This window comes from Bacillus clarus, from assembly GCF_000746925.1.
Lineage (GTDB): Bacteria > Bacillota > Bacilli > Bacillales > Bacillaceae_G > Bacillus_A > Bacillus_A clarus.
Genome location: NZ_JMQC01000008.1, coordinates 3140790 through 3154917, shown reverse-complemented (window position 1 = coordinate 3154917; position 14128 = coordinate 3140790). Strand labels below are relative to the sequence as shown.

General features: G+C 34.9%; 17 protein-coding genes. 3 read left to right on the top strand and 14 right to left on the bottom strand.

Annotation, left to right across the window (positions count from 1 at the left end):
* Positions 1–2: 2 nt before the first annotated feature.
* The 4 genes from DJ93_RS17130 to DJ93_RS17115 all read right to left on the bottom strand — a co-directional run bounded on the left by DJ93_RS17130 (position 3) and on the right by DJ93_RS17115 (position 2869).
* The gene (locus DJ93_RS17130) at positions 3–1205 is read right to left on the bottom strand and encodes an MFS transporter (RefSeq protein ID WP_042982122.1); all 1203 of its coding nucleotides are present in this window, start codon (positions 1203–1205) and stop codon (positions 3–5) included.
* Between the two features lie 246 nt (positions 1206–1451).
* Positions 1452–2030 carry a TetR/AcrR family transcriptional regulator gene (locus DJ93_RS17125; RefSeq protein WP_042982121.1) on the bottom strand — a complete coding sequence of 193 codons (579 nt, stop codon included), beginning with the start codon at positions 2028–2030 and terminating at the stop codon, positions 1452–1454.
* Positions 2031–2207: 177 nt separating this feature from the next.
* Entirely contained in the window at positions 2208–2522 is a 315-nt protein-coding gene (locus tag DJ93_RS17120; protein ID WP_042982119.1) for a DMT family transporter, read from the bottom strand.
* 2 nt (positions 2523–2524) lie between these two features.
* Positions 2525–2869, bottom strand: coding sequence for a DMT family transporter (locus DJ93_RS17115; protein WP_042982118.1), 345 nt, complete (start codon positions 2867–2869; stop codon positions 2525–2527).
* Positions 2870–3213: 344 nt separating this feature from the next.
* Here DJ93_RS17115 and DJ93_RS17110 point away from each other — a divergent pair, with 344 nt between their 5' ends.
* Positions 3214–3927: an SDR family oxidoreductase gene (locus tag DJ93_RS17110; protein WP_042982117.1), complete on the top strand. Its 714-nt coding sequence runs from the start codon at positions 3214–3216 to the stop codon at positions 3925–3927.
* Positions 3928–4061: 134 nt separating this feature from the next.
* Here DJ93_RS17110 and DJ93_RS17105 read toward each other — a convergent pair whose 3' ends face one another.
* A complete protein-coding gene (locus DJ93_RS17105; protein ID WP_042982115.1) occupies positions 4062–4421 on the bottom strand; it encodes a MerR family transcriptional regulator in 360 nt (119 codons plus the stop codon).
* A 146-nt stretch (positions 4422–4567) separates the two neighbouring features.
* Here DJ93_RS17105 and DJ93_RS17100 point away from each other — a divergent pair, with 146 nt between their 5' ends.
* Positions 4568–5338, top strand: a complete 771-nt coding sequence (locus DJ93_RS17100; RefSeq protein ID WP_042982114.1) for an SDR family NAD(P)-dependent oxidoreductase — start codon at positions 4568–4570, stop codon at positions 5336–5338.
* A gap of 392 nt (positions 5339–5730) precedes the next feature.
* Here the strand turns inward: DJ93_RS17100 and DJ93_RS17095 are convergent, their stop codons facing one another.
* Both DJ93_RS17095 and DJ93_RS17090 read right to left on the bottom strand, forming a co-directional pair.
* A complete protein-coding gene (locus DJ93_RS17095) occupies positions 5731–6186 on the bottom strand; it encodes an N-acetyltransferase (RefSeq protein ID WP_042982113.1) in 456 nt (151 codons plus the stop codon).
* A 140-nt stretch (positions 6187–6326) separates the two neighbouring features.
* Entirely contained in the window at positions 6327–6821 is a 495-nt protein-coding gene (locus tag DJ93_RS17090) for an Lrp/AsnC family transcriptional regulator (RefSeq protein WP_042982111.1), read from the bottom strand.
* 205 nt (positions 6822–7026) lie between these two features.
* Between DJ93_RS17090 and DJ93_RS17085 the strand changes: the two genes are divergently transcribed.
* On the top strand, positions 7027–7938 hold the full coding sequence (locus DJ93_RS17085) for a DMT family transporter (RefSeq protein WP_042982110.1): 912 nt from the start codon (positions 7027–7029) through the stop codon (positions 7936–7938).
* A gap of 31 nt (positions 7939–7969) precedes the next feature.
* On the opposite strand, the gene DJ93_RS17080 is transcribed toward DJ93_RS17085, so the two are convergent.
* From DJ93_RS17080 to murQ, 7 genes are all read right to left on the bottom strand, one after another.
* Positions 7970–8452, bottom strand: coding sequence for a DUF6241 domain-containing protein (locus DJ93_RS17080; RefSeq protein ID WP_042982109.1), 483 nt, complete (start codon positions 8450–8452; stop codon positions 7970–7972).
* A gap of 87 nt (positions 8453–8539) precedes the next feature.
* A complete protein-coding gene (locus tag DJ93_RS17075; protein WP_042982108.1) occupies positions 8540–8944 on the bottom strand; it encodes a nuclear transport factor 2 family protein in 405 nt (134 codons plus the stop codon).
* Positions 8944–9744, bottom strand: a complete 801-nt coding sequence (locus DJ93_RS17070) for an MBL fold metallo-hydrolase (protein ID WP_042982107.1) — start codon at positions 9742–9744, stop codon at positions 8944–8946. The genes DJ93_RS17075 and DJ93_RS17070 overlap by 1 nt, the downstream gene beginning before the upstream one ends.
* Before the next feature lie 268 nt (positions 9745–10012).
* Positions 10013–10417, bottom strand: a complete 405-nt coding sequence (locus DJ93_RS17065; RefSeq protein WP_042982106.1) for a DoxX family protein — start codon at positions 10415–10417, stop codon at positions 10013–10015.
* A 237-nt stretch (positions 10418–10654) separates the two neighbouring features.
* Positions 10655–11716: a DUF871 domain-containing protein gene (locus DJ93_RS17060; RefSeq protein WP_042982105.1), complete on the bottom strand. Its 1062-nt coding sequence runs from the start codon at positions 11714–11716 to the stop codon at positions 10655–10657.
* Between the two features lie 50 nt (positions 11717–11766).
* Entirely contained in the window at positions 11767–13131 is a 1365-nt protein-coding gene (locus DJ93_RS17055) for a PTS transporter subunit EIIC (RefSeq protein WP_042982104.1), read from the bottom strand.
* Between the two features lie 23 nt (positions 13132–13154).
* The gene (gene murQ / locus DJ93_RS17050; protein ID WP_042982102.1) at positions 13155–14039 is read right to left on the bottom strand and encodes an N-acetylmuramic acid 6-phosphate etherase; all 885 of its coding nucleotides are present in this window, start codon (positions 14037–14039) and stop codon (positions 13155–13157) included.
* Positions 14040–14128 lie beyond the last annotated feature (89 nt).

Genomic DNA, 14128 nt, shown 5'->3' with positions numbered 1-14128 from the left:
CATTACTTCGCCAAGCTTTCAGCTAACTGCTTCTCTCTCCACATAAATGTAATGCCGAGACCAATAACCATAACAACACCAGAGAAAAGATACGGATAATGAATGTTTATATCAAATAATATTCCGCCCAGAGCCGGTCCAGCGATATTCCCTAAACTCGTATAAGTTGAGTTCATTCCAGCAACAAATCCTTGTTCTTTTCCAGCTGCTTTTGATAAAAACGTCGTTAAAGCCGGACGAAGTAAATCAAATGCGAGGAAGATAAAACAAGTTACAAGTAACACGATCCAATAATTAAAGACTAAAGTTGAAACCACTGCTAATATTGCACCTGCAATTAAACATATTTGAATCAAAACCTTTTCGCCGAATATGTCCACTAATTTTCCGAACATAAATACTTGTACAACGACCCCAAAGATCGAGCTTATTGTAATAATCGCAGCGATATCCTTCGGTGTGAAACCAAATTTATGATCAGAAAACAGACTAAAAACTGTTTCATATGCTGATAAACCGAAAGCGAGTACAAATACAATTATAAATGCGATTGAGTAAAGTGGATTTAATGATTTCTTTAAATCACCAATAAAACTTGATTGCTTCGTATTAGCAGAAATTTCCGCAAGCTGCTCTTTCGTTAACGGCTCTTTCAAAATAAATATGGAAATAATGCATGCTAAAAAGGCAATAGCTGCTGCAACAAAGAAAGGTACACGTATACCGTATTCTGCAATAAATCCGCCGATGCCTGGTCCTATAATAAAGCCGGTACTAATAGCCGCAGAAAGATAGCCCATCGCCTTTGGCCGTTCCTGAATGGATGTAATGTCCGCAACATATGCCGTAACACCAGGCATAATAAACGCGGCACTAATTCCTCCTAACACCCTTGCTATATAAAGCATCCATACATCTTTTCCTAATCCAAAGATAAGTTCTGAAACACCAAAAATGAATAATCCAATGATAATCATCTTCTTCCTACCGTAACGATCTACCCATCGCCCTGTAAATGGTGACGTAAGAAGTTGAGCCATTGCAAATACAGCAACGAGATACCCCATCGTTTTTCCTGATAACTCCATTATATTCATAAAGGACGGCATAACCGGAATAATTAAACCAATGCCTAAAAAAGCAATAAATATATTACTTAAAAGAATAATTAATACCATCTTTTGTTCTTTTATTGATTTCTTCAATTATTAACACCTCTTCCCGTAAAACTCATTGATGTACATACAGTTCCTCTCAAAAATAATGCCCCAGTAGTTTTTTATTTATCCTTCCACCCTTTCATATCCTCACAACAATCCATCTACCCATAAAAACAAACTGAATGATTATCATTCAGTTTGTACTTGAAATGAATCCGTCCTTTTATTTCTGATGGATTCAACTAATAATCAGTGGGGAATAAAAAAAAAACCACTAATTACAGTTTCACTTTATCTTTTTATATGTAGTGCATGTGTTAAAAAATCGAATACTTCTGCTTTCTGAAGTTCGACTTGATCATCCTCTTTATGATCATATAAATAAACTTGTTCAGCTGCTGATTCAACAAGAGCGATAAATAACTTCGCAGTTCTATCGGCATGAATAGAATCACGAATCGCGCCCAAATCTTTTGCCTCACTTAAAAATTCACTTAGCCACATATAAATAGGCTCATATACAGCTTCCCACTCTTTAATATGCTCAGTTGATGCAAGACCCGCATACATTAACGCTTGTATTTCACGATATTCCGCAATAAAATCGAAAACAGCATCTATCACTTGCATAACTTTCGTTGAAAAAGATTCATTATCCTGTACCTTTTCTTTGACTGCGCGTATCATTTTTTCAACCATGACTTCTGCTATTGCAGGCATAACAGATAATTTAGAAGGAAAGTACAAATAGAATGTTCCTTGCGCAATACCAGCCAGCTTCACGATATCAGAGATCTTTGTTTTTTCAACGCCTTTTTCCTGAAACACTTCAATAGCTGCATAGACAATTTTCTCTTTTTTATTCATTATCTAAACCCCTTCACACGCGTAATGAATGACTGTCACTCATTTTATAAGAAAGTGTATTGTACTGTCAATCATGGTGAATTATTTCATCTATGATATAGAAAAAATCTCCTAATAGAATATTTATTTTCCTATTAGGAGATGAAAATCCAATATAAATTTTAGACTATAGTGTAATCCTTAAGAAAGAGCTTTTAACCCCGTCACTCCACATACGATAAGAGCCACACTAATAATACGTGCCTTACTTTTTGATTCTCCAAACAGGAACATATTTAACAAAACCGCACCCGCTGTTCCGATACCAATCCAAACTGCGTAGGCTACACTTACCTGTAAAAATAGGAAAGATGTATATAAGAATGCGAAAGAAGTACCAAATCCACCTATATAAATCGCTCCATTAGCTAATGTTTTATCCTTACTATACATTTTAAGACCTATGACACCGATAATTTCACTAATTGCGGCGCAAAATACGAAAAACCAACCCATTCTTAAGCAGCTCCTTTCATAACTTCTTCTTTGTTATCAGCTAACTTCAGACCAATAACGCCGGCTACGACCATCACTATGAAAAATAACTTTCCTAAACTAAAGCTTCCACCGAAAAGAAAAACGTCCATTAAGAAAGTTCCTACAGTACCAGCCCCGGCAAACACAGCATATACCGTCCCTGTCGCCAAATGTTCACACGCTTTAGAAAGAAAGTGAAAATCAACCGCGATAATTGCTACAATGATTCCCCAATGCCACCAAGTATGGGCCGTATTAAAACCAAACACCCAAAAAACTTCAAAAACACATGTTAATACTACATATAACCAAGCTTTATTTTTCATATCTCTCACCTCTCATGAATGAATGTCATTCATTTTTAAGTTGAATTTTCATATACTACTATAATCAATGACTCATCATTTATTTTTTATTACGCATCCTCTCACAAAATGACTGAATGTCATTCATAAATATTGTACATGGATAATTTATAAAGTGTCAATACCAAAATTCCATAAACAATTAAGCTATTTCACAAAATTATTTTTCAGCTCCTCCCCTTTATATAATAAAAAACTTTCCTAAATGTAACTTTATGAAATAAATATCACTACTTCAAATATAAAAATTTTAAAACTACAATAATGGCAACAAAGCAAAAACAAAATGATTAGGAGGCATAAAAATGTTAAAAGGAAAAAAGGTAGTAATTATTGGTGGAAGTTCAGGTATTGGACTCGCAACAGCAAAATTAGCATTAGCACAATCTGCTAATGTTGTGATTGCGAGTCGATCACAGGAGAAGTTAAAACATGCAAAAGAATTATTACCTGGAAATGTAATGACGTATTCACTTAATATAACGGATGAAAAACAAGTTCAATCCTTCTTTGAAGAAGTAAATACAATTGACCATTTAGTTGTTACAGCTGCTGAGACTTCTGGTGGTGCTTTCCTTACTACAGAAGTGAGTAAAGCACGACAATTATTCGAAAATAAATTTTGGGGACAGTTTTATGCAGCGAAATATGGTGCGTCTAAACTTAATGAAAATGGATCTATTACGTTATTTTCAGGCGTCGTTGCTTATAAAACGATGGCTGGTTCTGCAACTTTAGGCGCAGTAAATGCGGCTGTTTCAAATCTCGGTCAAACACTTGCTTTAGAACTTGCTCCTATCCGTGTAAATATTGTTTCTCCCGGCATTATTGATACACCGTCACGCAGTCAAATGCCTTCGGATATGCGCGATAAATTTTACACAGAACTAGCAAATAAACTCCCTGTAAAACGAGTTGGGCAAGCAAAAGATGTCGCGGACGGTGTACTATATTTAATCCAAAATAAATTTGTCACTGGAACGACTTTGCATATTGACGGTGGGCATACGTTAATTTAATTGTTGAGACAGAGGATTTCCCCTAGTCAAACAACCCCAAAACGAAAAAAGTAACTCTAAGTCTCATACTTAACTACATTGAGATGAATTCTTGTTTTGGGGTTCTTACAAATATCGATTCAATATTTTGTATGCTATTTATTTTTTAATGAATCTTTGTATGCAATAATCTTGTTTTCAAGCATCTTCTCGGTGAACATTAAATTTTCTCTTTGAGCCTGAATAGATTTTCTATGATCTTCTAAAAGTTTTAAACGTGTTTGAGTTGTGTGCTCTCCTTCTGTATATAATCGAGCATATTCTCTTATTTGCGCTATCGGCATTTGAGTTTGCTTTAACTTCATTACAAACTGTAACCACTTAATATGCGACTCATCATACCACCTGTTCCCATTTGCATTACGATTTGCAACTAATATTTTTTCCTTCTCGTAATACCGTAATGTATGTGTGCTCACTCCTAATAATTTAGCCACCTCACTAATCGTGTACATAACAACCTCCGTATCTCATTCAGTCCCATACATTTACTATCTTATCAACATTATAAAAAAAGTTTGACTTAGAGTACACTCTAACCAATACAATCTAATCATAGTAAATTTTATAATAAAATAATTTGAATTCAGGAGGAATTTACATGAAATATACTGTTATTACTGGTGCTAGTTCCGGAATTGGTTATGAAACCGCTCTTGCTTTTGCAAATCGTGGGAAAAACTTAATACTTGTAGCTCGAAGAAAAGAAGAATTAGAGGGGCTCAAATTAAAAATCATTGAAATAAATCCTAATTTAGATGTTATAATTCGTAAAACTGATTTATCTGTTACTGAAAATGTTTATAAACTTTATGAAAGCCTTCAAAGTTTTCAGATTGAAACATGGATTAACAACGCAGGTTTCGGTAATTTTGACTCAATTGCCGAACAAAACTTGAACAAAATAGAAACAATGTTACATTTAAATATTGAAGCACTAACAATACTATCCTCTCTTTTTGTTCGTGATTATTCAATGGTTGCTGGTACACAACTTATCAATGTTTCATCGGGCGGTGGATATACTATTATTGCAAATGCTATTACTTACTGTGCTACTAAATTTTATGTGAGTGCATTTACAGAAGGACTTGCTCATGAACTTAAAAAACAAGGCGCAAAGTTACAAGTAAAAGTTTTAGCTCCTGGTGCAACTGAAACAGAATTTGCAAAACGTTCTTTTGATATTGAAGAGTTTCAATATGATGGTGTTGTACCGAAATTTCATACTGCAAAGCAAATGGCAGAATTCATGCTCGAACTTTATGATAACGATAAAGTTGTAGGAATTGTAGATGGCTATACGTATAAATATGAACTTAAAGATCCAATTCATAATTTTGCAGTGAGAAAAACTAATTCAAATTCTTAACAACATCTCGTCTTTTATTAACTTGTATTTCAATGTTGGTTTCCATTAACGCTTCAAAACATTAGCTTGATAACGATGGGATAGCATTCACATTTCGAAAAAACACTCTAGTAAAAAGATTATTTTGTTTAAATTTCTTTATTCCAATTGAATAAATCGCAATATTCCGTCAACAATATGAAAGACACGATACTTTCTCCATCCCCCCCTTGGAGATTACTTACACTAAGCAGTTAGCTTTTGCTAGCTGCTCTTTTATGTTTCATTGCCACATTATGATGAATTGGTTATACATTATTTACAAAAAATGATAGTCCTTCTACACTATTAAATAGAAAGAATACCGTTTTTTGTTGGCTTGAAAACTATGAGGTACTCCCCCACTTTGTCATTCACCCAACATACCGAATCATCGCCACTTCATCACAGCAATCGAATTTTAGACAATGTCTACAATCAATCCATGCTTTCTCTGGCAATAATTCTTTATTCACAAAATCAAACCCGCACTTCTGAAAAAACTCTGTTTCATACGTTAAAGAAATTACCCTTTTCACTTTTATTTTTGCTGCCTCATCCATTACGTGATTCACTAGCATACGCCCGATCCCTTTTCCTGCATATGTATGCGACACAACTAATGAACGTATTTCAGCAAGATCTTCTCCTAATACGTGCAGTCCAGCAACTCCTATAATTTCCTCTTCTTCTTTCACAACATATAAACATTGTAAATATTGATAGAGCGATAAAAGAGAACGAGGTAAAACAACTCCCTCGTTTGCATAGATTTCAATTAAGTTATAAATCTTTTTCACATCATTTGTAACCGCACTAAAAATTTTCATATTTTATCCCCTTACAATACATATAAATATTTATAATAACAAATGAATAATAATTCATAATTTCATATAATAATACATCCCTCTTTTCTTCTCGTCAATTATTATTCTGAATTTTACACAAATAAAGCCAAGTACTTATTTCATTCAGTACTTGGCTTTTCATTTCGTATTGGTAATACCGTTGAGTATTTAATTTCACGAAGTGCTAAACTAGTTTGTATCCTCGTAATTCCCAGTTTATTTAACTTTCTAATAAACCGCTCCAGTTCCTTTCGATCACGGTTTGCAACTTTTAGCAAATAATCGTACTCCCCTGTTAAACAATGACATTCTAACACTTCGGGCATAGATTCTAATTCTCTTTCTAACACCTCAAGCTTCTCGGATTGATGAATATTCGTACTCATAAAAATAAAGCATAACAGATCAAATCCAAGCTTTTCTTGATTTAAAATCGCAACTTGCTTATCAATAAATCCTTCACTCTCAAGCCTTTTGATTCGTGCATGCATCGCAGCCGGTGATAAATTAACACGGCGTGCAAGTTCAGCATTACTTACTTGTGACTCCTTTTGCAGTATATCTAAAATTTGTACATCCAAACCATCTAAAACTTTAATAATAGACGACTCCATCAAAATCCCCCTTTTTTCTTACCGACGATTATTCGAAAAAACGTATACTAACCTTAATAAATTTAAATAAAATTTTGTAATTACAACCTTAAACGAAACATTTTATCGAATTTCAATCATTATACAAAAGAATATATTAGATAACAAAGAAAAATGCTAAAATTATTTACAATTCATTCTTATTTTAAAAAAAGGGGTTAAAACTATGCCTTATTTTTATGTCTTTTTATTATTATTAACGAGCTTATTATGGGGAGGAAATTTTGTCGTTGGGAAATCACTCGTTGATCACGCTTCTCCGATGACACTTACAAATTTAAGATGGATGATCGCTATCGTTTGTTTATTACCAGTTGTATGGTTTAAAGAAAAGAAAATCATTCCGCCGCGTTCTGCCATACTTCCTTTAATGCTTATGGGAATTACAGGCGTTGCTCTTTTTAACATCTTTCAATTTTTAGCATTAGAAAAAACATCCGCAACAAATGTCGGTCTCATCTCTACATTAAATGCTATTTCCATTGCCTTATTTTCAGCCTTATTTTTAAAAGAAAAAGTAAATACACTTCAAATTCTCTCAATGATTCTTTCGTTTTTTGGTGTAATTCTCGTCCTTTTAAAAGGAAATTTTGCACTCTTATTCTCATTACATTTTAATAACGGCGATTTATGGATGATGGCAGCCGTTTGTATTTGGGGTATGTATTCTGTTTGTAGTAAATGGGCGACGAAAACAATTACGCCAATGATGGCGACATTATATTCCGGCATTTTTGGCGTTATGTTATTACTTCCATTTAACATAGGAAGCTTCACTGTTTCCAATATCAATACTTCCTTCATTACGTCACTCTTATATACAGGACTGATTTCAACGGTCGTCTGTATGGTATTTTGGAATATTGGCGTACAAAAGTTAGGAGCTACTACATCTGGCATTTTTCTAAATTTCAATCCAATTTTCACCGCTATTTTAGCATTTCTTTTCCTCGGTGAAGAATTAACTTGGATTCAAATTTTAGGTACGATCATTGTCGTTACAGGCTGCTATTTATTTTCTCATTTCAAAACGATGCCTCATGGGCCAACTAGAGCCTTAGTGCGAAAGCATTCTTAATAAAAACATCGCCATCATAGTGGCGATGTTTTTATTTACCCTTCATTTCTTTCACATACTGCTTTTCTTCTTCTGGCGATAAACGTTCTGTTGCCTTTCCGGTATCACCACCTTGAATTTCCCATAAAAAGTTATGCTCCTCAACCGTTTGTGAAAAATCTCCTTTTTCCCAGCGCTCCAAAGTGGAAAGCAGCTTTGATTTATATTTAAAATTTGTACTGCTTTCTACTGCGTTCTTCGCACTACGAATTTCCTTATTTGTCATTTCAATAAATCCCCATTTCTCAGAGGATTTCACTTTTTGATGTACCATCCTATGCATTGTAGAAATAATTTCATCTACACTAACTTGTGGCTTTTCTTCCACTACTTTCTTTTCCTTTTGATCCATTACTTTTTGTTCTTTAAGGTGTTTATCCTCTTCTTCTATATAATTAAGAAATTTATTAACGCCCAATAAAGCACCCATTACAATTACAATCGTAGTAATCGTCCCTATGATCCACTTTTTCATATTATGTACTCCCGTCCACCTTAATGACTACATAAACAAATGGAATCGCCTGCACATAGCCGATTCCATTTGTTTCCTTATTCCGTTTTAAGCCTTCATTGCTTCCCTAACAATATGACTGTCTACATACTGCTTAAATTTTACTATTTTTCCATTATCTAATTGCCACACATGAACGAAACCTGCTTCAAACGCTTTTCCAGTTTCTTTATAAATTCCAGAATATACACCTTCAGCAATAATCACGTCTTTTCCTTTTACTTCATGGTACGTATTTACACTCGCCTTATAATCATTCCATTCTGATCCTAAACGACTAAATACATTTTCCATTACCGCTTCTACACCAATATACGTTCCGCCATACGGAAAACCAGCTGCCTCTGTCCACTCTACTTTTTCCGAAAGAGCTTCGGTTAAATGTTTCGCATTTGAAGAAGTTGGTCCTTCATATGTGCTGCGAATTATTTCTAAGTTTGTTTTTCGTTTCATTATTTTTTCACTCCAAACGCGTTTGCTGCTAAAACAAGTCCAATTTCTAATGCTTTAACATGCGGGAATCGTTCCTTTATTGCCGCTTGAATTTCTTCACTTGAAGGATTTCCTGCAAGAACTTCATCAAATACAACTAAATATTTACGAGTATGTTCAATCGCGTCTGCTGTATTTGGTGCATCATAATCACGATGACCTGCTACAACAATTTCAGGATGAAGATTTTCAAGTTCATTTAATGTTTCTAACCATTTATGACGAGCTTCCATATCTGTTTCTAACGTCCATGCGAAAGTATTGTTATAAACGATGTCACCTGTAACAACTGCTTTTAATGATGGAATCCATACGTAGCTGTTATTCGGTGTATCACCTTGCAGGCCGCCTTTAATGATTAACTCGTTTCCTTCTAAAATCAATTTCTCTTCCGTTAATTCCTCTGGAATAATCGGTTGATGAGGAACATTATGCCCAATAGATGGTCTCCATTGTTCCACTTTCTTTTCAAACGTATTGCGAATATCTTCTACAGTGTTTCGTAAAGCTACAATTTTCGCTTCTGGGAATGCTTCATGTAATACATTTAATCCGAAATAATGATCTGGGTGAAAATGAGTAACGTAAATATGAGTTAAATTCTTTCCTGTTTCAATAATTTGAGCTGCCAAACGATGCGCGTCACTTAATAAAAACTGTGCATCTACAAGAATCGCATCTTTTTCTCCATAAATAATTGTAGATGTAACTTGAAATGCTTGCTTAGATCCTGTAAAAACTTCTAAATGTAATTTTGACATTTGATTTCCTCCGTTTATCTATATAAGTTACGCTTGTATTATCTTTTACATTTCCTTACTTGTTATGATCAAATCAAGTTGTAACAAAATAAGTTACAACTTGATCAAAAAAATATGTTTCCTATTTACAGCTCACACTTTGTTGCTAAGTAACTCGTTGTAATCAGTATAGTTACAACTAGACGTTAAGTCAATACTTTTGTAAATATTTTTTTACGGAACAAAAAACACTGTTCTTTTCTGAAGAACAGCGTTTTTATATAATCATTTATTTTGTTTTCATTATTTTTTCTTTTACGAATCGATCTACGTATCCTTCAGCTTTTGCTACAAATAAATATGCACCCATTGCTAATAGTGCAAGGTCTAATTCATATCCTGGATTCTTTCCATCTCCTAATAAACCAGCTGCTCCGTTTACCTTTACAATTGCTCCAACTAAAATAAGAGCGAATAACAATCCTATATATCTCACACCTAAACCGACGATTAATAATATACCACCAACTAATTCAAAAGTTGCCACGCCATACGCAAGCACCCCCGGTAAGCCCATACTTGTAAACCATCCTGCTACATTATCGATACCTGATTGAAACTTCGCTAAACCATGTGCGAAGAAAGTAACTCCTAGCACGATACGAATAATTAAATTACCAATATATTGATTCATTCTGAACTCTCCTCTTTTGTTTTGTTATAGTGAACTTTTTTTCACAAGACAAAACAATACATTGTTTCTTTTTATTCGTCAAATACTTTTTTAAAGAAAATAAAAAAAACATTATCCATTTTACAGATAATGTTTAACAAAAAATATATGAAAAATGCAAGCCCCTACAAGGCCCAACATAGAACAACATGAATTAACAATCCAAACAATTTTTCCTATTTTTCAAAATAAATATTTTTATTTTTTAGCGTGAATCTCAAATTTCTTTCCTGCATTTACGTAAGGCAATAACGATACATCTTTTTCCATAATCATTCCAACTACATTCACTTTTTTATTTTCCGGTAAATCATTTATGACAATTTGCATTTCACCTGCATATCTACCATACAGTTCATTATCAATTGTAATACTCCCCAGCTTTCTTTGAACTGTATTCATCGCTGGTAAAATAATAGTTTGTCCTTCTCTTGATTCTACGGAACGAATAACATCACGTGCTGGATCAAGCCTATTCGTATGAACTCTTTCCACTGTTTCAAGTATTTCACTTTTATGAATAAGTGGTGTATAACGTATTGGAATAACACCTTTATGTGCACTCGCAATTTCTTTTACACTTTCCAAGCTTCCGCTTATATCTCCAATTAACACTTTATCGACATCGCAATCTTGGACTAATTCTAAATATGCCTCAAGCGGACGCATGTATCGATGCTTCTCAAGCGTCGGTACCCCTTCATATAAGGGTCCTCGTTTTTCACCATCTCCAGGAATAAACGCCATCGTTTTTATTCCACACTCATGTAAATACTTGTTTTGCTTTTGTAGAAATGACTTTGCTAGTCCTGTTTCTGGGCGCGGGTAAAAATTATGCCAAGCTTCTACATGCTCTACTCGTATATTTTCTGCAAGTAACTCTTGCCAAAACAATTCCGTAATCGTACTCGCATTTAATGCAACTTTCATTTTTTGAGATATACGTGCAATTTGTTTCGGGGCAATGCCGTAATCCATACGTAACCCCGTAATGCCCCACTCTACTAAATCTTCCACATTTTCATACGTCATCCCTAAATGGTTTAACGATTTTGGAGAAACATCGACCATTAACTCCATTTCATATTTGAGAGCTTGTTTCCCAAGTATTTGAATTAACTCTTTATACGTATTCGGATCGTCTTCTGGAATGTGAAGAGAAGTAAAAACAGATGAAAATCCGTATTTCTGTGCTATTTTCAACCATGCTTCTTGTCTCTCTATTCGCTCTTTTGAAAGATAAATTGAAACTCCTATCATATGAATCACCCCTTCTATCAATATAAAAAAAGAGAAAGGAATCCCTTTCTCTATATGTTTTCTGTCATTTCTTCTTTAAATCCGAAGAAATACGTAAATATAAATCCAAAGACATATGCAATCACTAAGCCTAAGAAATATAGTAAATATTTATTATCAGCAATTAATGGAATTAATGATAGTCCTGATACACCAATTCCAAGTGAAGCCGTTTTCATAACTGCTTGGAATGCGCCACCAACTGCAGCTCCTAAGCAAGCTGTAATAAACGGTTTCCCAAGTGGCAATGTAACCCCGTACAATAACGGTTCACCAATTCCTAAAAATCCAACTGGTAATGCGCCTTTAATGACATTTCGAAGTCGTTTATTTTTTGTTTTCACATAAATTGCGATTGCCGCTCCTACTTGCCCTGCGCCTGCCATTGCTAAAACTGGCAATAACGGTGTTACATGCGTTTGATTAATAAACTCCATATGAATCGGTGTTAACCCGTGATGCAATCCAACCATAACGAGAGGTAAAAATGTTCCGGCAAGTACAGCTCCCGCAAACGCTCCGCCAACATTTAAAATCGCATTAATACCGCTAGTAATACCATCAGATAAGAAGCCCGCTACTGGCTGAATCGCTAACATCGTTACTACGCTTACAGCTAATACAGTAATGAGTGGTGTCACAATAATATCAACTGCATTTGGCACTGCTTTTCGAACTCGTCTTTCAACTACAACCATAAGCCACGCTGCAAAAATAACTGCAAACAAACCGCCCCGTCCTGGTACCATTGCTTCTCCAAATAATTTTACATTCGCCATCGCTGGGTTAAAAATTAAAATACCAGCAATTGCCCCGAGAACCGGTGTCCCGCCGAATTCTTTTGCTGTATTCCAACCGACTAAAATACCTAGAAACGTAAAGATACCGCCGCCAATTAAAAGTAACATTTGTAGCCATGTGGCATTCGGATCAGCACCTGCATTTTTCGCAAAGTTAGCAACACCATTTATAATACCTGAGGCGACAAGACCAGGAATTAACGGAATAAAAATACTACCTATTTTTCTTAAAAGGCTTTTCACTGGTGTATTATTTTTCTTCTTAATCTCTGACTTTATCTCTTGTCCGATATCTTCAAGGTGATAATCTGCCACTTCACCAATTCGTAAGCCTGTTAAAGCTTCCATTTCGGCTGCTACTTTATTCACCGTTCCTGGACCAACGACAACTTGAAACGTTTCATCTTCAATAACACCCATGACACCTTCCACTTTTTTCAAAAGGTCCATCTGAACTTTACTTTCATCATGAAGTGTTAATCGTAACCTCGTCATACAATGAGTAATAGCGCGAATATTTTTTATTCCCCCAAGTTGCTCCGCTATTCTACTTGCCATTCTCTCTTCTTTCTTCATAATAGAATCGCCCTCCCCATAGTTTATAATGCCCTCCTCACAAATCCTTTCGCATCCTTTAACTTTTCAAGCGCTTCCCCATATTCACACTGTAGTAGTATCATGACAATAGCGGTTTTCACATTACGCCCTGCTTTTTCGTAATACGCAGCTGCTGCCTCATAATCTACCCCAGTCGCTTCCATAATAATTCTTTTCGAGCGCTCTACTAATTTTTCATTTGTTGATTGAACATCAACCATTAGGTTCTTATATACTTTCCCTATCCCAATCATCGAAGCTGTTGAAATCATATTTAAGACTAGCTTTTGTGCGGTTCCAGCTTTTAAACGTGTAGATCCTGTTAATATTTCTGCACCTGTTTCCACTTCCACATTTAGTTTTGCATATTTACTTATTTCAGCATTTTTATTACAAGAAACACTCGCCACACTCGCGCCTACAGCGTTTGCATATTTCAATCCACCAATTACATATGGTGTTCTACCACTTGCGGCAATACCAATAACCGTATCTTTCTCGTTTAATCCAATGCTTTTTAAATCTTCTCCTGCTAACTCTTCGCGATCTTCAGCACCTTCCACCGCTTTAGTAAGCGCTTTCAATCCGCCTGCTATAAATCCTTGTACCATCTCATCATTTGTTCCAAATGTCGGTGGGCATTCAACTGCATCTAATATACCTAAGCGACCACTCGTACCAGCACCAATATATATTAATCGACCTCCATTTTCAAAAGACTTCATAACGGTCTGTACAACCTTTTCAATTTCTTCTATCTCTTTTTCAACTGCTAATGCAACAGTTCGATCTTCTTGATTCATCGTTTGTAACACTTCTTTTACGCTCATCTCATCTAAATTCGTCGTCTTTTCATTGCGATGTTCTGTAGATAAATTTTCTAACATATTGTCACCTTCTCTGAAATTTTATTTCACACTTTTATTATAACTTTAAGAAACTAAAAATCAATAACTCTTTCTTATTTTATGAAATA